The 23,681-nt window shown below is 33.1% G+C and carries 21 protein-coding genes; 9 read left to right on the top strand and 12 right to left on the bottom strand.

All coding sequences use genetic code 11. The annotated features are described in order from the left end of the window. Positions 1-3: 3 nt before the first annotated feature. The 4 genes from FN795_RS10615 to FN795_RS10600 form a co-directional block, all read right to left on the bottom strand. Positions 4-558: a TerD family protein gene (locus FN795_RS10615; protein WP_142450562.1), complete on the bottom strand. Its 555-nt coding sequence runs from the start codon at positions 556-558 to the stop codon at positions 4-6. 3 nt (positions 559-561) lie between these two features. Further along, the gene (locus tag FN795_RS10610) at positions 562-1,368 is read right to left on the bottom strand and encodes a phosphoribosyltransferase family protein (RefSeq protein WP_142450561.1); all 807 of its coding nucleotides are present in this window, start codon (positions 1,366-1,368) and stop codon (positions 562-564) included. 2 nt (positions 1,369-1,370) lie between these two features. Further along, positions 1,371-2,036, bottom strand: a complete 666-nt coding sequence (locus tag FN795_RS10605) for an HAD family hydrolase (RefSeq protein ID WP_142450560.1) — start codon at positions 2,034-2,036, stop codon at positions 1,371-1,373. Between the two features lie 74 nt (positions 2,037-2,110). Then, positions 2,111-2,686: a TerD family protein gene (locus tag FN795_RS10600; protein WP_142450559.1), complete on the bottom strand. Its 576-nt coding sequence runs from the start codon at positions 2,684-2,686 to the stop codon at positions 2,111-2,113. Between the two features lie 465 nt (positions 2,687-3,151). Here FN795_RS10600 and FN795_RS10595 point away from each other — a divergent pair, with 465 nt between their 5' ends. Continuing rightward, positions 3,152-3,535 carry a DUF983 domain-containing protein gene (locus tag FN795_RS10595; protein ID WP_142450558.1) on the top strand — a complete coding sequence of 128 codons (384 nt, stop codon included), beginning with the start codon at positions 3,152-3,154 and terminating at the stop codon, positions 3,533-3,535. Here FN795_RS10595 and FN795_RS10590 read toward each other — a convergent pair. The 8 genes from FN795_RS10590 to topA all read right to left on the bottom strand — a co-directional run bounded on the left by FN795_RS10590 (position 3,501) and on the right by topA (position 14,499). After that, complete coding sequence (locus tag FN795_RS10590) at positions 3,501-4,589, bottom strand: NAD(P)/FAD-dependent oxidoreductase (RefSeq protein ID WP_142450557.1); 1,089 nt, start codon at positions 4,587-4,589, stop codon at positions 3,501-3,503. The two genes, FN795_RS10595 and FN795_RS10590, sit on opposite strands and share 35 nt — an antisense overlap. Before the next feature lie 75 nt (positions 4,590-4,664). Beyond that, positions 4,665-5,654, bottom strand: a complete 990-nt coding sequence (porN, locus tag FN795_RS10585) for a type IX secretion system ring subunit PorN/GldN (RefSeq protein WP_142450728.1) — start codon at positions 5,652-5,654, stop codon at positions 4,665-4,667. Positions 5,655-5,820: 166 nt separating this feature from the next. Further along, on the bottom strand, positions 5,821-6,810 hold the full coding sequence (gene porN / locus FN795_RS10580) for a type IX secretion system ring subunit PorN/GldN (RefSeq protein ID WP_035651814.1): 990 nt from the start codon (positions 6,808-6,810) through the stop codon (positions 5,821-5,823). Positions 6,811-6,854: 44 nt separating this feature from the next. After that, positions 6,855-8,393, bottom strand: a complete 1,539-nt coding sequence (gene porM, locus FN795_RS10575; protein WP_035651812.1) for a type IX secretion system motor protein PorM/GldM — start codon at positions 8,391-8,393, stop codon at positions 6,855-6,857. A gap of 52 nt (positions 8,394-8,445) precedes the next feature. Continuing rightward, positions 8,446-9,093: a type IX secretion system motor protein PorL/GldL gene (gene porL / locus FN795_RS10570; RefSeq protein ID WP_142450556.1), complete on the bottom strand. Its 648-nt coding sequence runs from the start codon at positions 9,091-9,093 to the stop codon at positions 8,446-8,448. 57 nt (positions 9,094-9,150) lie between these two features. Beyond that, positions 9,151-10,554, bottom strand: a complete 1,404-nt coding sequence (gene porK, locus FN795_RS10565; protein WP_035651809.1) for a T9SS ring complex lipoprotein PorK/GldK — start codon at positions 10,552-10,554, stop codon at positions 9,151-9,153. Positions 10,555-10,816: 262 nt separating this feature from the next. Further along, a complete protein-coding gene (locus tag FN795_RS10560; protein ID WP_142450555.1) occupies positions 10,817-11,968 on the bottom strand; it encodes a formimidoylglutamase in 1,152 nt (383 codons plus the stop codon). 14 nt (positions 11,969-11,982) lie between these two features. Then, complete coding sequence (gene topA, locus FN795_RS10555) at positions 11,983-14,499, bottom strand: type I DNA topoisomerase (RefSeq protein ID WP_142450554.1); 2,517 nt, start codon at positions 14,497-14,499, stop codon at positions 11,983-11,985. Between the two features lie 371 nt (positions 14,500-14,870). Between topA and miaB the strand changes: the two genes are divergently transcribed. From miaB to FN795_RS10515, 8 genes are all read left to right on the top strand, one after another. Beyond that, positions 14,871-16,316, top strand: a complete 1,446-nt coding sequence (gene miaB / locus FN795_RS10550; RefSeq protein ID WP_142450553.1) for a tRNA (N6-isopentenyl adenosine(37)-C2)-methylthiotransferase MiaB — start codon at positions 14,871-14,873, stop codon at positions 16,314-16,316. 146 nt (positions 16,317-16,462) lie between these two features. Further along, positions 16,463-17,719: a sigma-54 interaction domain-containing protein gene (locus FN795_RS10545; protein WP_035651801.1), complete on the top strand. Its 1,257-nt coding sequence runs from the start codon at positions 16,463-16,465 to the stop codon at positions 17,717-17,719. 100 nt (positions 17,720-17,819) lie between these two features. Next, positions 17,820-18,338 (top strand): LptE family protein, encoded by a 519-nt coding sequence (locus FN795_RS10540; protein WP_142450552.1) that lies wholly within the window; start codon positions 17,820-17,822, stop codon positions 18,336-18,338. A 93-nt stretch (positions 18,339-18,431) separates the two neighbouring features. Beyond that, positions 18,432-19,829 carry a tetratricopeptide repeat protein gene (locus FN795_RS10535; protein WP_142450551.1) on the top strand — a complete coding sequence of 466 codons (1,398 nt, stop codon included), beginning with the start codon at positions 18,432-18,434 and terminating at the stop codon, positions 19,827-19,829. A 3-nt stretch (positions 19,830-19,832) separates the two neighbouring features. Continuing rightward, positions 19,833-20,168 carry a preprotein translocase subunit SecG gene (gene secG, locus FN795_RS10530; RefSeq protein ID WP_142450550.1) on the top strand — a complete coding sequence of 112 codons (336 nt, stop codon included), beginning with the start codon at positions 19,833-19,835 and terminating at the stop codon, positions 20,166-20,168. A 141-nt stretch (positions 20,169-20,309) separates the two neighbouring features. Next, the gene (locus tag FN795_RS10525) at positions 20,310-20,585 is read left to right on the top strand and encodes a co-chaperone GroES (RefSeq protein WP_012023920.1); all 276 of its coding nucleotides are present in this window, start codon (positions 20,310-20,312) and stop codon (positions 20,583-20,585) included. Positions 20,586-20,671: 86 nt separating this feature from the next. Next, positions 20,672-22,300, top strand: coding sequence for a chaperonin GroEL (gene groL, locus FN795_RS10520; RefSeq protein WP_035651793.1), 1,629 nt, complete (start codon positions 20,672-20,674; stop codon positions 22,298-22,300). Between the two features lie 158 nt (positions 22,301-22,458). Continuing rightward, entirely contained in the window at positions 22,459-23,661 is a 1,203-nt protein-coding gene (locus FN795_RS10515) for an alkaline phosphatase family protein (RefSeq protein ID WP_142450549.1), read from the top strand. Positions 23,662-23,681: the final 20 nt, after the last annotated feature.

Raw genomic sequence — 23,681 nt, 5'->3', positions numbered from 1 at the left:
CTCTTAATTGTATTTATTTAAATAATCTTCTAATCCGCCTTTCATTCCAACTCCCATCGCCTCAAATTTCCATTGTCCGTCTTTGTCGTAAATCCTTCCAAATTCAACTGCTGTTTCTATTGAAAAATCTTCTTCCAATTCATACTTAACCATTTCAGTATTATTTGAATCGTCAACGATACGGATGAATGAATTGCGAACTTGTCCAAAATTTTGTTTTCTTCCTTCAGCATCATGAATTGTAACAACGATGCAAATTTCTTTTACAGCACTATTGATTTTAGTTAAGTCTATTTTAATTTGCTCATCGTCTCCGTCTCCGTCACCTGTTAAGTTATCTCCTGTATGAATAACAGACTCATCCGGAGCTTTTAGATTATTGTAAAAAATAAAATGAGAATCAGATAATATTTTTCCATTTGCTCCAACGATAAAAGCTGAGGCATCAAGATCGAAACTAGAACCAGTGCTGCTGTTGTTTGTATCCCACCCTAAACCAATTGTAAATTTGGGTGCATTTATATTTTCTCTTTGTCCTTTCTGCAAATTAATAGCCATAATCTAATCTATTTTTATTACGTTAATATTGTTTTTGTATTCTAAAATCTGATGATAATTATTACTTATCGCAAGGTGAAATAGTTCATTGCTTTTTTTTCTCGAAATATTAGAAATTAAATAGGCAAACTGTTTATCATCGAGACTTAATATAAATTTCACGATTCTTGTATTGTACTGAAAATCTTCACTATTGACAATAGAAACTATATCTTCTACATTTTTAACCGCAAAGTAATTGTAGTGATTTTCAATTTTTGGATGAATTTCTTTATTTTTCAACTCAGCGTAGTAAACAAAAAGAAAATCCCCGTTAACATCATATTGGTCTAGAATTTTATTCACCGTATGTTCATGACTTCCTGTTATTTTAATGTCATCTACAAAAATGCATAGCTTCCCTTCAATAAAATTTCGATCAATATAATAAGTGTCATTTGATATCAATTTTACTCTTTGTTCAAAATCTAGGTTGCCGTAATCAGTAACATAAGTTTGATTTCTATAAATTTTAGATTCTATACAAGCTTTTTTACCATTCCTAAATAAAAAGCTATTTAGCTCTTTTTTAAAATAGTAACATAGAAAATTTGATGCTGTGGGAATAGATAAATAAGGACTTGGCAGAATAACAATATCTTTATCGGATAAAATTAAATCTCTATACTCTTCAACAAATCCATCGAAGAGATCTTCAGCAAATTTCTCTGCATAGAATTTATCTCCAAATTTAAATCGGCTGTACTCCGCTTCCTTAAAAGGACAGATATCCTGGTTAGTAATTTTGTGTAAGCTATAACTTTTGTTCACTTTTATATTTTTAGCAGATGTGCATTAAAACCAAATTGTATTGCTCCATTATAATCTGCAACACTATTGTCTCCTATATGCAAAACATCTTTTTTATCTATCTTTTTATATTTATTAATTTCATCAAATACTAGCTGAAAAATTGCCATATTTGGTTTTGAGAACCCTACTTCATCAGAATAAATTTGAAATTTGAAATATTCTGCTAAATCATAATACTCTAATAGTTTTCTTAAAACCTTTCCTTTTATAAATGCTGTATTGCTTAAAATACTAACTGATTTATCCTGATTTGTAACTTCTTTAAATACTTTCTCTATATCAGAATAAATTAAAACCGGTTTGTAATTCAAAAACAATTCTTCTGTCTGTTTATAGAACTCAAATAAACGATGTGTGTCATTCTTTTCAAGATCAACATCTAAAGCTGATAAAATGAGGTAATATATTTCGTAAGTATCAATATTTGATCCTGTTTTCTCGTTAATATTATTGCATAATACATCGTAATACCTTACCACTTCGTTTACTTTATCAATTCCATGTTCTATTTCAAAAAAATCCTTAAATAATAAGTTTCTTTTTTGTTTAAACTCTGGATTTGATTTTATTAATGTAAGCCACAAATCAAAAGAAAGATGGCTGTAATTTTGATAATTAATTTTCAAAAGTTCGCATTTAAAATTTGCGTTGTGAATTATAAAAATTCACCAGCAATTGTGATTTAAGAAATTCTAATCTTTTATTTTATGATTTCGCCTGAGTAATATTTTTCCAGAAAATAGCTCAGGTCTGCTCTGTAACCGATTCCTGAAGCTTCAAATTTCCAGTTGCCATTACGTTTATACAATCTTCCAAATTCGACACCAGTTTCAATAGAAAAATCTTCCCCTAATTCGTATTTAGCGATTTCTTGTCCATTTTCATCATTAACAATTCTGATATAAGAATTTCTAACTTGTCCAAAATTTTGTTTTCTTCTTTCGAAATCTTCAATAGTTACTATAAAAAGGATTTCCTCTACATTAGAATCAATTTTATTCAAATCGACTTTTATAGCTTCATCGTCATCACCATCACTATTTCCTCCTGTAGGATCATCTCCAGTATGTACTAATGCGCCATCAGGCGACGACAAATTATTATAAAAAATAAAGTAGTTTTCTCCTAGAAGTTTTCTACTTGCATTAATCATGATTGCAGAAGCATCTAAATCAAAATCATGGCCAGTACCTTCATTTGGATCCCAACCTAATCCAACTGTAATATTAGAGAGTCCAATATCTATTTTTTGTCCCTTTTGTAAATTTATAGCCATTACGACATTTTATTTTAAAAATTAGCCTACACAATGATAAAAAAAGAATGCCACTAAAAATTACGGGATTCCGTAAAAGGGGAAAATATTTATAGACAAATACGATAAAACAAATAAATTTATATTAAATTCATACTTTGCTAACATAAATATTGATCATATAAACAGTAAGACAATTTCCAAACAATGTATTGTTTTACTTATCGATAATTCTTTTTTTTTGCATTTAAACAGAAGGGAGCAATATTATAAAGTGTATAGAAATACAAAGGCCTTAAAAAGACACAATTCTAATAAAATAAGTCTTTCTATATCATTAAATCACGCAAAAAAGATTGGTTTTAGCTTCTACAAATAAAAACAAGAAATTAAAAATAGATTATCTTTGTCTCATTAATTTTTTTTCAAAAAGTTTAAGATTCAACAAGACTTTTGATTGTTCAAATAAAAATATCCAACACAGTAATGTTTAAAAAAGGATCTAAAATAAACAGCATTTTCAGCGGAAGCTGCCCAAGATGTCAAAATGAAAGCATGTATGAAGATAAGAATCCGCTTCATCTGACTAAAGTTCTTAAAATGAATGAAAATTGCAGCCATTGCGGTTTAAAATATCAAATTGAACCTTCCTTTTTTTATGGCGCGATGTATGTAAGTTATGGCCTAAATGTGGCTGTCGGGATTGCAGCTTTTATAGTTTCATTTGTTTTTTTTGGAAGTACTGTTGAGCAATCATTCATTGCAATAGTAGTTACTTTAATTGTATTATTTCCTTTTGTTTTAAGACTTTCCAGAAATTTATATATCAATATGTTTATTTCTTACGACCCGAAGGCTGTTCAGAAGTAAGAGTTCGTAAATATCTTTTGTGAAATCGTTTAATATCAGCTTCTTTATCTAAAGGAACCTGATTTTCAATATGATCGTATAAAGCTTGTGCCATTGCAGGTCCAAGCATTACTCCGCGTGTACCCAAACCGTTGAGAATATGCAGCGACTTATAAACTTCATGAGTACCAAGCAAAGGTCGTCTGTCTGCAACCGTTGGACGAACACCCCCAAAATGTTTTACAATTTCAAAATCACAGGTTATAATTTCTTTTATTTTTTCCAAAAGCTCCTGTTTGCCTTCTTCTGTAGGCGCATCAGTTTTATCAAACCAATTATAAGTAGCCCCTACTTTGAATAAATTCTCACCTAATGGCAAAATAAAAACACTTGTATTAACGATAAGATCTAAATTTAAATCAGGTGCTTTTATAATAAACAATTCGCCCTTGGTACCATCTAAAGGCAAATAATTAAAAAATGGATTTTTATGCATTCCAAAGCCTTCTGCAAAAATGATATGTTTAGCCTGAATATTTTTATACTGAATTCCAGAATCCAAAAATTCAATATTGCTGCTATCGAAAGATTCTTCTAAAAGCAAATTGTTTTCAAGAAGATATTTATGGTAGTGCTCTAACAGTAAAGCAGTATCAACATAGCCCGTGTGCAGTACTTCTCCGTAATCATATGGCGACTCGATTCCATTGAATTTTCTAGTAATTAGTTTACAAGATAAAAAAGGAGCTAAATTTATCTTATCTGAAGCTGCAAACCAGTTATTTTGCTCTTCTATTGAAAAGAACTTTCGCAAGATTGGCATTTTATAGTTGAATTTCTCCTTCAATTTGTCTTCTACGCGATTGTAAAATTCATTCATCAAAATCAATTGCTCCTGAGAATTCCACACTTCACTAAAACGCTTTAAAATCACCGGATTATATAGACCACCCGCAACTCTTGAAGAATGTTGTGACTTATCATCAATAAGTAAAATCGTTTTATTGTTTTTAAGCGCCACTTCGGCAAAAGAAATTCCGGCCAATCCAGATCCGACAATTAAATAATCAAGCATTGTGTAATGTATAGATAAAATAAAAACTCTTACCACAAAGATAGTAAGAGTTTGTCTTAATAAAATTAACTTGATTTAGTAATTCCACATATCTTCCTCAAAGTTGCGAATCTTTTCTTTTACTCTTTCAGATTCCAGCAATTGATTTTGTGCATTATCTTTCATGTAATCTTTTATTTCACGATCACCATACATATTTTCTTCTTTATAAATAATTGCATTAAAACGTCTGGAATTTAAAATCTGATCAAACGAAATTGATGCTGCGGAGTTTACATCATTAAAAGCTTTTGCTTCATGTAATACCGTGCGGGCATCGGGAAAGAAAACCCAAAATAACTCAATATAATCTTTCTCGTCACTGTTCATGGTATAAACATCTGGAGTAACCGGACAAATACCAATTAAGCGATACTTCAATTCTCCTTGACGTTTATCAAAATACCAATATCCTTTGATCTTATATTGTGTAACATCCTGAGCAGTTAAATCCTGTTTTAAAATATATTCTGCAGGAACTGTACGTGTAGGCCCAACTGTTTCTTCTTTGTAGCTCACATTTTTTTTCTTACCAGTGCCTGTAACAACCTTTTTCTTTACAACATGCGACCTATAATCATCTGGATTTTGATTGATTAATTCTCTACCAGCATCTGTAGTATCTACACGAGATAATGACCCCTCAATATCTTTCATGGTCTTTTTGGTATTAAAATAACTATCTGAATACACTTCGGTTATTTTACCATTTCTAATCGCTTTGGTCAAAACATCATAAAGCGATCGTCTGTCAGAACCAATGTTTGCAGTATCCACAGGAAAATAATAAGGAAAATTAATTTTTTCATTTAAATCAATAATTTCCCATGTCATTTTCCCCATTAAAATATCTCTGTCTTCAACGTAGCCATATGCTAAAGGCTTATCATTGTCCGCAATGCGTTGAGCAGGTGTCTTAATTCCAATTTGGGAAACGGTTTTCGCATTTAGCAAATTAGATTGCGCTATAGAAACAAAACTTCCCGCAACAAAAAAAATAACGATCAAAAAATTTCTCACTTTCATCATAATTAATAGTATAAGAAACCAAACGTAACATTTTATAAAATATTATAAATTTTCTTACAAAATTAAAATCATAAAGATTTTATTGTCCATCAAAAAGTTTAAGGCAAAAAAAAACTCTTACTACAAAGGTAGTAAGAGTTTTTATATAATGCTATGTTTCAACTTAGTAGTTCCACATATCTTGTTCGAAATTACGAATCTTTTCTTTTACTCTTTCAGATTCTAATAATTGGTTTTGAGCGTTATCTTTCATATAATCGCTAATAGCTCTGTCTCCATAAAGGTTCTCCTCTTTGTAAACAACCGCATTAAAACGTCTAGAATTTAAGATCTGATCGAATGAAATTGGTAATGCAGAATTATTGTCATTAAATGCTTTTGCTTCATGCAAAGCTTCTCTTGAATTTGGGAAGAAAACCCAAAATAACTCAATATAATCCTTTTCATCACTATTCATAGTGTAAACGTCTGGAGTTACAGGACAAATTCCAAGCAAACGATATTTCAATTCACTTTGACGTTTGTCAAAATACCAATATCCTTTGATTTTGTATTGTGTAACATCCTGAGCAGTTAAATCTTGTTTTAAGATATATTCTGCAGGTACAGTTCTTGAAGCTGGTACCGTTTCATCAACATAAGTAACAACTTTCTTTTTACCAGTTCCAGTTACCACTTTTTTCTTCACAACACGTGATCTATAGTCGTCTGGATTCTGGTTGATAAGCTCTCTACCAGCATCAGTTGTATCAATACGAGATAATGATCCTTCGATGTCTTTCATTGACTTTTTAGTGTTAAAATAACTATCAGTATAAACTTCAGTTATCTTACCTTTTTTGATAGCTTTTGTTAAAACGTCATACAATGAACGTCTATCAGCACCAATGTTAGCTGTATCTATAGGAAAGTATAAAGGAAAATTGATTTTTTCATTCAAATCAATAATCTCCCAAGTTGTTTTTCCCATCAAAATATCTCTATCATCAACATAACCGTAAGCTAAAGGCTTATCATTATCTGAGATAAGTTGCGCAGGAGTTTTAAGTCCTATTTGAGCAGGTGTTTTCGCGTTAAGCAAATTCGATTGCGCATTAGAAGCAAAACCTCCAGCAATAGAAACAATGGCTATTAAAAAATTTCTTACTTTCATCGTGGTATCATTATAAGATATTGAACGTAGTATAAACTACTTTATTATTGTATTTCGAAAATTACTGGAGCAGTTCTTGGTAATAAATAACTTCCAGCTCCAACAAGTTTAGTTTTAATTTCAGAAATAGTAACCTGATCCCCTCTACCAGCTCTTGCAAGAACTGATTTACATTGAGCATTTAATTTGTTTCCTGTAACAACAACTGTAGGTTGTCCAGCAATTTTCAAGTTAAATCCAACAACATCTAAACCAACTTCGAAATCAAAATCCATTAATTTTGCTCCGATAGTAGCAACTTCTAGGTTAGATTTAGGTCCTTTAACAACACCATAATCACCTCTAATTGTACCTGTTGGTCCAGGAATACCTTTAATTCTGAATGTTTTCTTATCTGAAACTTTGTCTCCATTTGGTAATGTACCAGTAACTGAAATTGTTGTCTCAGTACCTGTACCTGGGCTCATGTTATATTTACCTGGTTTACCAGCTGAACTCAATCCAGGAGCACTAGCAACAACTTTATTGTCAGCAACACCAGCGAATGATACAGAGATTGGGTTAACAACACCTCTATATACTACATTCATTTTGTCTGCAGAAATTGTAGCAGAGTTTGGTCTTGGAACTACAACATACTTTCCAGCGAATTTAAGTGGAATGTTTTTTCCATCTTCTAAGAAAGTAAATTGTCCATTAATATTTTGTTCTCCTACTCCACCAGCAGTTAATGAGATAACAGCTTGTCCATTTACGATTTGTCCAGGACCTTGGAAAGAAGTTGGTTTAGTATTTTCGTCATAACGACCTAAAACTACCTTACCTGTAACTTTTTCACCTTGGAAGTAAGCGTTTTTATCTAAAACTACAATTGCTTGGTAATTGCTATAAGAAGCAGCAGCAACTGCAGCTTTTCCTAAAGCAGCACTGTAAACATCAGATTCAGCTTTTTGAACGTCATTTTGCCAAGCAGAAAGTTTAGCTAATGAAGCAACCGCAGGGAAACCTTTAAAGTGGTAAGCTAAATATTTATCTTTTAAACCTTCTTTATTTTTAACATCTGAAACATCAAATTTCTTTTCAATCTCAGCTAAGATTGCAGCGTATTTTTTGTCTGACAAAGCAGCTTTCATGTCTGCTTTATATTTTTCAATTTTAGAAATGATTTCATTTCCTTTTTTAGTGTATCCTTCACCAGTAAACCAGTTGTCGATATTATCACCTTTGTCCATTGCCTCATATGGCAATTTTCCTGTTTCTTTATCAGTTTCAAAACCTTTTAAAACATCAGCTTTTAATGAACCAATGTATGCATAAAATTCTTTTGAAGTTGTTTCAACTTTGTGAGCCGTTACTGCTGCTGTTGCAAATTCTCCTTTTGCCTCGGCTGCTTTTTGATCTAACGACATCAACAAACCTGCATTTGATGTTTCTGAAGACGTGTTAGCACTTTCAAATTTTTCATTCATTAATCCAAAAGCAGATAAAACTTCTTTGGACATGTTCATTGCTAACATCGCGATGAAAACCAGATACATCAGGTTAATCATCTTCTGTCTAGGGGTTAATTTTCCTCCTGCCATTTTTTTCTAATTAGTTCTTATTAATAATTTTAATATAATAGTTAAAAACTAATTATCCTTTGTTACTCATTGCAGAAAGCATTCCACCATAAACGCTGTTTAAAGAAGCAATATTAGCAGTCATAGATTGCATTTGCTCTTTTAATTTAGCAGCATTTTCAGCGATTTCACTATTAGCTTGTGCGTTTCTTGAAGCGCTTTCTAATTGTACTTTATATAAACTGTTTAATGATTCCATTTGTGCAGCAGCCATAGACATTTCTTCAGCATATTTCTTTTGTCCTGCAATTGAATCAACTGTTGGAGAGATTGCTTTAGCAGCACCTTCGAAATTTTTGATAGAGTTTCCTAAGCTTGACATTAATTCACCATCAATTTTAGCTTCTTTTAATAATGAATCTAATTTTTGAGATAATAATCCTTGAGCATCAGTTGGAGTATCAGCTTTAGCTTCTTTTTTTCTAGCTTGTCCGTTAGCTAATTCTGGGTAAACAAGAGTCCAATCTAACTCATCATCAACTGGTTCGAAAGCAGAAAGTGCAAAGATTAACGCTTCTGTAACTAATCCAACAGAAAGCATCAATGTTCCTGTCAATGGCCCAATTTCAAAGTGAGTAATTTTGAATAAAGCTCCAATAATTACTACTGCCGCTCCCATACCATAAGCGAAATTCATTGCTTTTTTACTTAATAATGCCATAATACTTTTTTTTTAGGTTTTAAAATAGATTTGTTGGTTATTGAATTTAATTATAATTTACTTTCTTTTTTTACTGCTTCCTGTTACTTGAGTTCCCATGTAATCTTGTACAGTTCTGAAACCAATATAACTTCTAGCTGAATCAGCATATTCGTGATCACGAGTACTTACCTGTAGGAAGTAAGCAACATCTTTCCAAGATCCTCCACGAACTACTTTTCTTTGATTGTTTCCGTCAATAACATTTGGGTTCATTGTAGAAACATATTCGTATGCATTTGGATTGTAAGCTGAATCCGTCCATTCTGAAACGTTTCCTGCCATATTATATAAACCATAACCATTTACCTCATAAGACTTTGCTTCAACTGTGTATAACGCTTCATCAGCAGCATAATCTCCTCTGCTTGGTTTGAAGTTTGCCATGAAACAACCTCTATCACTCTTAGTGTAAGGACCTCCCCATGGGTAAGTTGCTGATTCCAGACCTCCTCTTGCAGCATACTCCCATTCAGCCTCTGTTGGCAATCTGAAAGCATTTACTAAGTCACGTCCTTTTTTCTTAGATTTAATATAACTGTTTTTGTTTAAAGTTCTCCAAGCACAGAAAGCTTTTGCTTGTTTCCAAGTAACACCTACTACAGGATAATCACCGTAAGCTTTATGCCAGAAGTAATCATTATGCATTGGCTCATTATATGAATAAGCGAAATCTTTAATCCAAACTGTAGTATCAGGATAAACACTTACTTGTTCCGTTTTAACGAAATCTTTTCTTTTTCCTACTTTAGCTTTTGCTGCAGCCTGAATATCCATCCAAGAATAACGGAATTTCAATTTATTTACATCAATTGTTCTCAAACCATTGTAAGATTCTTCAATTGGCAAATACATAGAGTCCATTACTTCAGTGTAATATTCATCTGGATAAGCTTTCGTATCTTTAATTAACTTTACTTTTTTGTTTAATTTTCTACCAGCATATGGATCATCTTTTGTTCCTACACTGTAGTAGTTATCATACATATATTTATCATAAGCCGTCATTTTATCTGGCTCAGAATCATTAAATGCATAATCAGCAATACTGCCGCCTTTTTTACCTTTACCATCACCTGTAGCTTTTTGACCAGTTTCATCTGCCAAAATTGCTAAACGAACTCTCATTGTAGAGTCTTTTACCCACTCCACAAACTGACGATACTCGCTATTAGTGATCTCAGTTTCATCCATATAGAACGAACGAACTGTTACCGTTTTAGTTGGAGCATCTTCTACATTAGCTAAGTCAGCATCAGATTTACCCATAATAAAAGATCCGCCTGGAACCAAAGTCATTCCATAAGGTTTTTCAGGATGCCATTTCCCTCCTGTAACACCAACTAATTCACCTTTGTCACCTGACTTACCACAGCCAATTACTAGTGTTAACATTGCTGCAAATGCAATAAACTTCTTCATATAAATTTGGATTATCTATTCATTATTAAAAGTCCGTAAACGTATTTATTATTTATCTAAAAAACAATACTACTTGCGAATTTTATTTTACCGTTCAAAAATAATGTTAAATAAAATAAAAAAAAAATATTTCATCGATAAACTAACGTAAAAAATCGACCAAAAACATCAAATTTTATAATATGTAATCTACTTCTTATTAATATTTCTTAAATAATTTTTTAAAATTTTAAAAAATTAAGATTTTAATTGAAATTTTCTTCTACAAAGCATTTTTTCGCTGTGCTTTCCACCATCTTTCTGGCAATTCTTGATTGCAGGCGCATAAATATTCGTCGTATGAACACGGTAATAACGTATTTCTTTTCAATTTATTGCTACCATTTGAAACAAATGGAATTTCGATCCACCAACGATCTGTTTTATCACTTTTGTAAAAAATAAGCTCCTCTTCTTCTAAAGGAACAATATATTTCAAATAATTTGTTCGGCTTCCAAATGGATATTCTTTTGAACGATAGTGATACCCCTCAATAAAATACCAAACTATTTGTGCTATTAATACAGCTTCATGCACCGTACTATTATGATTAAAAATTCCGAATGCGGAAACTTTATCACTGATTCCTGAATATCTTGCTAAAGAACAAATCTCCTTTCCATTAAAACCATTTGGTTCAAATGAAACTAAATTTCCTGATTCTGAAGACTTTACAGAACTCAAATCAATACTAACCAAATCTGCATCTCTAAAAACAGGTTCCGCCAATGCAATATTAGTTGAAATTTCTCCTAATCGGTAAGCATCAAAAAATAGTTTTTCGATCAAATCAATTTCTTCCTGAGAATTATAATAGGTTTGATATCCTATATTACAATAATTAAACAGGTTATTTGGTTCATCTATAATGATTTTGGTCAAATAGGAATTAGCCGAAACTGATTCATTTTCTTTACCAAAATCAAATCGGTTGTCTACCGAAACCAAATTTACCATTTGCTCCAAATCGTCATAAGCGCGATACAAAGCATATGTTAAATCCTGAGAACCTCCTAGGACTATAGGAATGATTTTATTTTTAATTAAAGAAGCTACAACTTTTTTAAGTGCAAAATAAGTATCATCAACTGAATCTCCAGCCAGAATATCACCTAGATCTGCAATAGATGCGTCCCAATTACCAGGAAACATACCATAAAGCTTCTTACGAATTGCAGTCAGATTAACTTCATTTACCATATTAATGTTTCGTCTGTCCTCTAAAACACCAATAATGGCAATATTTATTTTACTTAAATCAGGAAATTGATCGTGGGTATGCAAAACTATTTTACTACCCAATTCTTGAGAAGACAACGAATTGATAAAATTTACAATTCCGTCGTTAACTGGTTCTAGAAAATCAAATTCCATTTATTGTACTTAAATTATTTCTTTTTAGCTGCTGCTTTTTTAGCCGGAGCTTTCTTTGCTGTTGTTGTTTTTTTTGCCGTAGCTTTTTTAGCCGGAGTTTTTGCTGCAATCATTTCCTGAACCTGAGCCAATGTCAATTTTGTGGCATCAACATCTTTACTTAGTTCGATTTTGATTTTACCTTTTGTAATAACAGATCGGCCCCAGCGTGCTTTTTCAACCAAAATTCCTTCTTCTTCCCAATTGTGAAGCACTTTATCAATGTTCTTCTGCAATTTATCTTCAATCAATTCCTCAACATCAGCCTGAGATAAATTATCAAAATTGTATTTTTTGCTCACATTTACAAAAAGGCCATTCCATTTGATGAACGGACCAAAACGTCCTACACCTTTTTGAACTGCTTCTCCTTTATATACAGCAATTGGCGCATCAGCTAGTGCTTTCTCATCAATTAATTCCTGAGCTCTTTCTTTAGAAACACCTAAAGGATCCTCTCCTCTTGGCAACGAAATAAAGACACTTCCGTGACGAACATAAGGACCATAACGTCCATTACTTACTTCAACTTCTTCTCCTTTATAATCACCTAAACTTTTAGGAAGCAAAAATAAATTTAAAGCTTCTTCAAGTGTAATGTTTCCAATATTTTGATCTGCCATTAAGCTGGCAAACTTTTTATCTTCGTCGTCTGCTTCTCCAATTTGAGCCATCGGCCCAAATTTTCCTAAACGAACAGAAACTTGTCTTCCGTCAGCATCTTTACCAAGAATTCTTTCACCGCTTTCGCGTTCCGCATTTGCCTCAACTTCTTTTACATTTGGATGAAACTGATTGTAGAAATCCTGCATCATTTTTGCCCAGTCAATATTTCCTTCGGCAATTTCGTCAAAATCCTGCTCTACTTTTGCAGTAAAATTGTAATCAAGAATGTTTCCGAAGTTTTTAACTAAGAAATCAGTAACAATTGTTCCTATATCTGTCGGAACTAATTTTCCTTTATCAGAACCTGTGTTTTCTTTTAAAACCTTCTCTCCTACTTTACTGTTTTGCAAAGTAAGCTGTGTATAATTACGCTCCTGACCTTCCAAAGTTCCTTTTTCAACATAATTTCTGTTGATGATTGTTGAAATGGTTGGTGCATAAGTAGAAGGACGTCCAATTCCAAGTTCTTCTAGTTTTTTAACTAAAGAAGCCTCAGTATAACGTGCCGGCGGTCTTGAATATCGTTCTGTGGCTGTAATATAGTTGTTAGCCAATTTTTCGTTTACTTTTAAAGCAGGAAGCATTCCTTCTTGTTCTTCCTCATCATCATCATGTCCTTCCAAGTAAACTTTTAAGAAACCTTCAAAAAGCAACACTTCACCAGAAGCTGTAAAAACTTCATTGTGATTATCGGCTTCAATTTTTACGTTTGTTCTTTCTAACTGCGCGTCGCTCATTTGCGAAGCCAAAGTTCTTTTCCAGATCAAATCATACAAACGAGCCTGATCACGATCGATATTTACACTATGACGCGACATATCAGTAGGACGAATTGCTTCGTGCGCTTCTTGTGCTCCTTTGCTTTTGTTTGCAAAAGTTCTCGGTTTTGAGAATTCTTTTCCGTAAGATTTTATAATTTCAGCTTCAGCAGCATCCATTGCATCTTTTGAAAGATTCACCGAGTCCGTTCTCATATAAGTAATAAGTCCGGCTTCGTATAAACGCTGTGCTAACTGCATTGTGATTCCAACTGGCAAGTATAATTTTCTTGCTGCTTCCTGTTGTAACGTAGACGTTGTAAAAGGTGCTGTTGGCGATTTTTTGGTAGGTTTAGTTTCTAAATCAGCTACCTTATATTTAGAACCGATGTTTTTATTTAAAAAATCTTCGGCTTCTTTTTTAGTATTGAAGTTTTTTGGAAGTTTTGCTTTGAAAGCTTTTCCAGCTTCATTTACAAATTCTGCAACAATAGAGTAAGTTGCAACTGCATTAAAACTTTGGATTTCACGTTCTCTCTCTACAATTAAACGAACTGAAACTGATTGTACACGTCCGGCAGATAGTCCGCCTTTGATTTTTCTCCATAAAACCGGAGATAATTCATAACCCACTAAACGGTCTAAAACACGACGTGCTTGCTGAGCATTTACTAAATTATAATCGATTTCTCTTGGATTATCAATTGCTTTAAGTATCGCAGATTTTGTAATCTCGTGAAAAACAATTCGTTTAGTTTTTTTTGTATCCAATTTTAATTCTTCCGCCAAGTGCCATGAAATAGCCTCTCCCTCGCGGTCCTCATCGGATGCTAACCAAACCGTTTCAGCATTCTTAGATAGTGTTTTAAGTTTACTTACCAAGGCTTTTTTATCCGGAGAAACTTCATATTTAGGTTTAAAACCATTCTCTACATCTACTCCTATTTCCTTTGATGGTAAGTCGGCTATGTGACCATAACTTGACTCCACCTGAAAATCGCTTCCGAGAAATTTCTCGATCGTTTTCGCCTTTGCAGGTGACTCCACTATAACTAAATTCTTTGCCATTGCTCTTATTTTCTGCAACAAAAGTATCTATTTTTTTTAAATATTAACCTTATCGGTGCATTTTTGAGTTATTTTAATATTATGTTTCTCAAAATTGCAGATTTATCTGTAATCCTACCTATTATATATATAGGTATAAATTTTAAATGATTATGACCGAGAAATTCCTTTATTTTAGATTACAGATTTTAGATTTTAGATTTGTCACCACCGTATTTAAACTTTTCTCCAATACATATCAATTGAAAAAATACCTATAATCTACAATCTAAAATCTGCAATATAAATTTTTTAAAACATTGTTAATTCTTTCCCTGCCATCTTGTCATATTAATCTCAATTAACCTATCTTTGCACTTTGAATTTTTACAATGGAAAAGATTATTGAAGAAAGCAAACAGGGCGAAAGTCTTGTTTTAGAAAATAAACCTGAGAATACTAAAAAACTATTTATAGAAAGCTACGGATGTGCGATGAATTTTTCGGACAGTGAAGTTGTAGCTTCCATTTTATCTGACGGAGGATATAACACTACTTCTGTTTTAGAAGAAGCTGATTTGGTTTTGGTAAATACTTGTTCAATTAGAGATAAGGCCGAACAAACGATTCGTAAACGTCTAGAAAAATATAATGCGGTAAAACGTACGAATCCTAAAATGAAAGTAGGCGTTTTGGGTTGTATGGCTGAACGTTTGAAAAGTCAGTTTTTGGAAGAAGAAAAAATAGTCGACCTTGTTGTTGGTCCTGATGCTTATAAAGACCTTCCGAATTTATTAGCCGAAGTTGAAGAAGGACGCGACGCTATTAATGTAATTTTATCCAAAGAAGAAACTTACGGAGATATTTCGCCAGTTCGTTTAATGAGCAACGGAATTACCGCTTTGGTTTCTATAACTCGTGGTTGCGATAATATGTGTACGTTTTGCGTTGTTCCTTTTACACGCGGACGTGAGCGTAGTCGTGAACCTCAAAGTATCATGAATGAAATCAAAGATCTTTGGGAGAAAGGTTTTAAAGAAATTACACTTTTAGGTCAAAACGTTGATAGCTATCTTTGGTACGGCGGCGGATTGAAGAAAGATTTCGTAAACGCTTCTGAAATGCAAAAAGCAACAGCTGTTGATTTTGATCAATTGCTGGAAATGGTTGCGGTTGGTTTCCCAAAAATGCGAATCAGATTCTCAACTTCAAATCCTCAGGATATGCACGAAAGTATTTTGCATGTTATCGCAAAATATCCAAATATCTGTAAACACATTCACTTGCCAGTTCAGTCTGGAAGTAACCGAATTTTGAAAGAAATGAATCGTCTGCACTCTCGTGAAGAATATATGGCTTTGATTGATAAAATCAGAGCAATTGTTCCGGATGCTTCGATTTCGCAAGATATGATTGCAGGTTTCCCAACAGAAACTGAAGCAGACCACCAAGATACTATGAGCTTAATGGAATATGTGAAATATAATTTCGGTTATATGTATTCGTATTCTGAACGTCCTGGAACTTTGGCCGGAAGAAAAATGAAAGATGATGTTGAAGAAGAAACCAAAGCAAGAAGATTGCAGGAAATTGTCGATTTACAACAAAAACATGCTTGGTTTAGAAGTGAAGAATTTGTTGGAAAAACAGTTGAAGTTTTAGTAGAAAAAGTTTCTAAAAAATCTAAAGACGAATTTTCAGGAAGAAACTCTCAGAGTATAACGGTAGTTTTCCCGAAAGAGAATTACAAAATTGGAGATTTCGTAAACGTAAAAATCACAAGCTGTACTTCTGGAACCTTAAAAGGTGAAGCGGTTGGATTGAGCGAAATGAATTAAAATTGTTTGAAGTTTCAGGTTTCAAGTTTCAGGTTATTTCTGTAACTTCAAACTTGGAACAAAATTATAAGCCAAATTTTAAAGTTTAGGGTCAAAGTTGAAAAACCTGAAACCTGAAACAATTAAAAACTTGAAACAAAATCGATATGGAAACAGTTCAAGCAATAAAACAACGATTTGAGATTATTGGAAATGATCCAAAATTAAATCGTGCTATCGAAAAAGCCATTCAGGTTGCTCCAACTGATATTTCGGTTATGGTGACTGGGGAAAGTGGTGTTGGTAAAGAAAATATTCCTAGAATTATACATTCGCTTTCACATAGAAAGCATGGAAAATATATTGCCGTAAACTGTGGCGCAATTCCGGAAGGAACTATTGACAGTGAACTTTTCGGTCACGAAAAAGGAGCTTTTACTGGTGCAACAAGTACACGTGAAGGTTATTTTGAAGTAGCTGACGGTGGAACAATTTTTCTTGACGAAGTTGGTGAATTGCCATTGACAACTCAGGTAAGATTACTTCGTGTTTTGGAAAATGGCGAATTCATAAAAGTAGGTTCATCTCAGGTTCAAAAAACGAATGTCAGAATTGTTGCTGCAACAAACGTGAATTTATTTAATGCAATCGAAAAAGGAAAATTCCGTGAAGATTTATATTATCGTTTAACAACAGTAGAAATTACATTACCTCCTTTGCGTGAACGAAATGACGACATCCATTTATTATTCAGAAAATTTGTTGCCGATTTTGCTCATAAATACAAAATGCCGCCTTTAAGACTAGATGACGATGCAGTTCAGCTTTTGCAAAAATTCAGATGGAGCGGAAATATTCGCCAGCTTCGAAATGTTGCAGAACAAATTTCTGTTTTAGAAACCAATCGCGATATTAGCCTTGCAACTTTGCAATCGTATTTACCTGCTGAAGGAAGCAACTTGCCTTCTGTAATTAGTGACAGTAAAAAAGAAAGTGATTTCAGTACAGAAAGAGACATATTATATAAGGTACTTTTTGATATGAAAAGCGATCTTAATGATTTGAAAAAACTGACACTGGAACTAATGAAAAATGGTTCTTCAAAAGTACAGGACATCAATCCAAATTTAATTCAGAAAATATACGGGAATCAAGAAAACGACAGCGAAATTGATTTTGAAGAAGAACCAAGAACAGCAGTTATGACGCCTGCAAGCCGTGAAGACAATTATCAAATGCAGGATGATAATTATTTATTTGCTGAAACAATCGAAGAGGAAGAAATTTTACGTTTGGAACAAAAGGAAATCGAAATGATCAAAAAATCATTAGAAAAAAACAAAGGAAAACGTAAAGCTGCTGCCGATGAATTGGGAATTTCTGAAAGAACCTTATATCGAAAAATCAAACAATTCGACTTATAAAATAATTAAATTACAATTTCAAATTCCAAAATCCAATTACCTATATTTGGACACAATTGGAATTTGGATTTTATAACATTGGACTTTTCTAATAATCATTATGAAAAAAATATATTCTCTATTTGCATTTTTAAGTCTGTTCTTATTAAGCGGATGCAATGTTTACAACTTTACAGGAACTGGGCCAATTGACGCCAAAACGTTTCAAGTAAATTTTTTCCAAAATAATGCCGATTTAATTGAACCTGGAATCGACCGACAATTCACATTGGCATTACAAGATTTGATTATGAATCAAACCAACCTGAATTTAGTAAGCAACAGTGGCGATTTAGTATATGAAGGAGAAATAGTAGATTACAGAATAAGTCCGATGACAGCAACAGCTGTTGCAGCAGATGGTAGCGTAGGAGCTGCACAAAACCGTTTAACAATTCGTGTAAATGTTCGTTTTACAAACAAGAAAAACGAAAAGGATGATTTCGAGAAACAATTTGAATTTTATAATGACTTTGCAGGAACAGATTTACCAACAGGAACTGTTTTAAACAATGCAATTCAAACTATTTTTGAAAGAATCACTCAGGATATTTTCAATGAGTCATTGGCCAAATGGTAGTAATGTTGAATTGTTGAATCGTTTAACCATTTAATCGATTTAACAGTTAAACGAATAAACGATTAAACAATAAAAAACGATTAAACAGTAAAAATGAACGTAACCGATTATACATACTTAATAAACAAACCTGATACCGTTACAGAAAAACAGGCCGAAACATTAGGTAGTGTTTTGAATGAATTTCCGTATTTTCAAAGTGCACGCGCATTGCGATTAAAAGGTCTTTACAAACAAAACAGCTTTAAGTATAATTATGCTTTAAAAGTAACAGCAGCACATACTACAGATCGTTCGGTTTTGTTTGATTTTATTACTTCAGAAGAGTTTACTCCTATTCAGGGCGCGTATTATAATAGAAAACTGAGAGACCTTTTGAATATTACGGTTTTTGACGTTGAAATTATCTCGGCCGAAGAAAAAAAGAAAATTGCTGAAGTTAGAATAGACCCTATTGAAAAATCAATTTTGGATTCTATTAAAGAAGCGACAACTGTAACTTTTGAAGAACCAGTCAAAACGGAAGAAAAACCAATTGAACCTGTTTTTGAAGAAGAAATAATTCAATCTGAATTCCAAGAACCAGCAGTTGAACTTTCTATTAAAGAAGAAACACCTATTATTAAGGAACCAAGCCGAACTTTTCTGGAAGACAGATTAGAAGATGAAATTCCGAATATACATATTGATCCGATTGAAAAATCAGTATTCAATGCTATTAAAGAAGCAGAGAATGTAATTTTTGAAGAAGTAAAAACACCGGAGGAATCCGTTTCGATTGAAATTCCAGAAACAATAATTATTACGGAAGAAACTATAACTTCAGAAAATCCCGAAGCAATTGAAATTCCGGAAACAATATTGATTCCCGAAGAGACAATAACTATTGCAGAACCAGAAAAAATCGAAATACCAAAAACGGTAATCGAAGCTGAAGAAACCGAAACACTTCCAGATCCAATAAAAATTGAAATTTCAGAAGCAGTAAAAACTGCAGAAGAGAATTTAGAGATCGGAAAACCATTGGATTTTTCAGGAAATGAAAAACATTCATTTCAGGAATGGCTACAATTAGCTAGAACAGAACCTATTGACAGAACCATAGACGCGCCAATGGAAGAAAATCTAACAGAAAATGCGATTGAAAAAGCAGAACAAACATTAGGAACAGTCGCTACAGAAGAAAAAATAGAAGACGAAAAAAAGAAAAAAGCCGAAATAATCGACCGTTTTATTGAAGCAAACCCAAAAATTTCTCCAATAAAGCAAACTGCAATAACAGCAGCGGCTCAGCTCGACATCAATAAAGACGAGAGTTCTTATCTAATGACAGAGACTTTAGCCCGAGTATATTTGGAACAAAAAAAATATACAAAAGCAATTCAAGCATATGAAATATTAATTTTGAAATATCCAGAAAAAATTACTTTCTTTGCAGACCGCATATCGGATATAAAGATTTTACAACAAAATAACAATAACAATAATTAAGTAATGAGCACATTTTCAATTTTTTTAGTTTTAATCACAATAGTTTGTTTTCTATTGATCGTCGTAATTATGGTACAAAACCCTAAAGGAGGCGGATTATCTTCTACTATCAGCGGAACACAAATGTTAGGCGGTGTACAAAAAACAACTGACTTTTTAGATAAAAGTACTTGGACATTAGCTACTGTTTTGATTGTTTTAATTTTACTTTCAAGCTTAAGCTTTACAGGATCATTAAACGACACAGGATCTAAGATTATTGAAAAAACAGAAGCTCCTGCAACTACGCCAGCAGCTCCTACTCAAGGAACTCCTGCACCAGCAGCACCAGCAAAATAATAATTTTGATATAAATTAAAATGCCAGCCTGTCAAAGCTGGCATTTTTTTTAAGAAATAATGTCAGTTTTTATAGCATGGCATAATTTCTGAAAGTTCATAGAACATTAAAAAACGTAATAACTTATAATAATATAAAATCATGGCATTAAACATTAAACCCCTTTCAGACCGCGTACTTATTGAGCCTGTTGCAGCTGAAACTAAAACTGCCTCAGGTATTTTTATTCCAGATACTGCCAAAGAAAAACCACAAAAAGGAACTGTAGTTGCAGTAGGAAACGGATCTAAAGATCATACTATGACTGTAAAAGTTGGCGATACTGTTCTTTATGGCAAATATGCTGGAACAGAATTAAAATTAGAAGGAACTGATTATTTGATTATGCGTGAGGATGATATCCTTGCAATTATCTAAAAAAAACATATTGTATTAAGTTAAGGACTATTAAGAATTAAGAACTTCATTAACTTGAAACAACTCAAACTTTAAACAAAATTAAAATGGCAAAAGATATAAAATTTGATATTGAAGCACGTGACGGTTTAAAACGTGGTGTTGATGCATTAGCAAATGCTGTAAAAGTAACACTTGGACCAAAAGGTCGTAACGTAATCATCGGAAAATCATTTGGTGGACCAACTGTTACTAAAGATGGTGTTTCTGTTGCAAAAGAAATCGAATTAAAAGACCCATTAGAAAATATGGGCGCGCAAATGGTAAAAGAAGTTGCTTCTAAAACCAATGATTTAGCGGGTGACGGAACTACAACTGCTACAGTTTTAGCTCAGGCTATCGTAAAAGAAGGTCTTAAAAACGTTGCTGCGGGTGCAAATCCAATGGACTTGAAACGTGGTATTGACAAAGCTGTTGAAACTATTGTTGCTGACTTGGCAAAACAAGCTAAAGTGGTTGGAAGTGATTCTGACAAAATTCAGCAAATTGCTTCTATTTCTGCTAACAATGACGAAGTTATTGGTGAATTAATCGCTACAGCTTTCGCTAAAGTTGGAAAAGAAGGTGTTATCACTGTTGAAGAAGCTAAAGGAACTGACACTTTCGTGGATGTTGTTGAAGGAATGCAGTTTGACAGAGGATATCTTTCTCCTTACTTCGTAACAAATCCAGAGAAAATGGAAGTTGAATTAGACTCTCCATACATCTTATTATACGACAAAAAAGTATCTTCTTTAAAAGAATTACTTCCAGTTTTAGAGCCAGTTGCTCAATCAGGAAAACCATTGTTGATTATCGCGGAAGATGTTGACGGTGAAGCGCTTTCTACATTAGTAGTAAACAAATTAAGAGGTGCTCTTAAAATTGCTGCTGTAAAAGCGCCAGGTTTTGGTGACAGAAGAAAAGCAATGTTAGAAGATATAGCAATCTTAACTGGTGGAACTGTAATTTCTGAAGAAAGAGGTTATACGCTTGAAAATACAACTATCGAAATGTTAGGAAACGCAAAAAGAGTTTCTATTGACAAAGACAATACAACTATCGTAAGTGGTGCTGGTGAAGCTGATATCATCAAAAATAGAGTAAACCAAATTAAAGGTCAGATGGAAACTACTACATCTGATTATGATAAAGAAAAATTGCAAGAGCGTTTAGCTAAATTAGCTGGTGGTGTTGCTGTTCTTTATGTTGGTGCTGCTTCTGAAGTTGAAATGAAAGAGAAAAAAGACAGAGTTGATGATGCTTTACACGCAACTCGTGCAGCTGTAGAAGAAGGAATCGTTGCCGGTGGTGGTGTTGCTTTATTAAGAGCTAAACTTGCTTTAGCTGACTTAAAAGCTGACAATGCTGACGAAGCAACAGGAATCCAAATTGTTTCTCGCGCTGTTGAAGCTCCATTAAGAACTATCGTTGAAAACGCTGGTCTTGAAGGTTCTGTTGTTGTGGCAAAAGTTGCTGAAGGTTCTGGCGATTTTGGATACAATGCAAAAACTGATGAATATGTAGACATGCTTAAAGCTGGAATTATCGATCCTAAAAAAGTAACTCGTGTTGCATTAGAAAATGCTGCATCTGTTTCTGGAATGATCCTTACTACAGAATGTGCATTAATTGATATTAAAGAAGAAAGCGCTGGCGGAATGCCAATGGGTGGCGGAATGCCAGGAATGATGTAATCGTTCTTAACTTCTTAAAATTTAAAAGCCGAATAGAAAATTCTATTCGGCTTTTTTTATAATTAATCTGTATTACATTAAAAATACAGTAGTTTAACATTCTCATTTTCTTTTAAAAAACGTTTATCAGTAAATTTACAACGTTAATAAATTTTAAAATGAAAAAACATTTCACTCTATTCCTTTCTTTATTTTTCTTTATACTTTCAATCTCTTTACAAGCCCAAAACAACAAAGACAATTACGTCGTTTTAGTTTCTATGGATGGATTTCGCTGGGATTATCAAAAACAATTTAGCCTTCCAAATCTGAAGCAAATTGAAAAAGAAGGCGTTCATGCCAAATCAATGAAACCATCTTATCCAAGCAAAACTTTCCCAAATCATTATTCAATCGTAACCGGACTTTATCCGGATCATCACGGAATTATTAATAATGTTTTTTATGACTCAGCTTTGAATGAATCATTTTCATTATCATCTGATGCAAAAAATGATTCAAGATTTTATGGCGGAAATCCGATTTGGAATTTAGCGGAACAACAAGGCGTAAGAACGGCTTCATTCTTTTGGCCAGGTTCTGATATTGACAATAGAAATCCAAGTATTTATAAAAAATACGACAATAAAATCCCATACGAAACCAGAATAGATACAGTTTTAAAATGGCTTCAGCTTCCAGAAAAGCAGCGTCCGCATTTGATTACTTTATATTTTGACGAGCCAGATCATACGGGACATAATTTTGGTCCGCTTTCGCCAGAAAATAAAAAAATGGTCATTAAAATGGATTCAATTATGGGAGAAATATCCCGAAAACTGGATCAATTGCCAATAGGAAAACAAATCAATTTGATTATTGTCTCTGACCATGGAATGGCCGATATAAGTAATGATAAAAAAGTAGCCGTTTTAGATTATGTAAAATCAGAATGGTTGGGTTACAAAGACGTAATTAATCCAATTATGAGTTTACAAGCAAAAGCTGGATTTCAGGATTCGATTGCAAATGCGTTAAAAAAAGTCCCTCATATTCATTTTTGGAAATCAACTGAAGTTCCAAAAAGACTGCATTACGGAACCAATCCTCGCGTACATGATTTCGTGATTGAAGCTGACAAAGGTTGGAGTTTGGTAAGCAAAGAGTCTCAAAACATAAAAGGCGGAACTCATGGTTATGACAACAATGAAAAAGATATGCATGCTATTTTTTATGCAAAAGGCCCAGCTTTTAAAGTAAACAAGAAAGTAAAAACATTCCAGAATGTTTCGGTTTATCCGTTAATAGCAAATATTTTAGGATTACAAGTTGGTGAAATTGATGGGAAACTTAGTGATGTAAAGTCAATGCTGGTTAATTAGATAATTTGTCAATTAGAAAA

The sequence above is a fragment of the Flavobacterium resistens genome, assembly GCF_900182645.1.
Lineage (GTDB): Bacteria > Bacteroidota > Bacteroidia > Flavobacteriales > Flavobacteriaceae > Flavobacterium > Flavobacterium resistens.
This window is presented reverse-complemented; position numbering and strand designations above follow the sequence as displayed.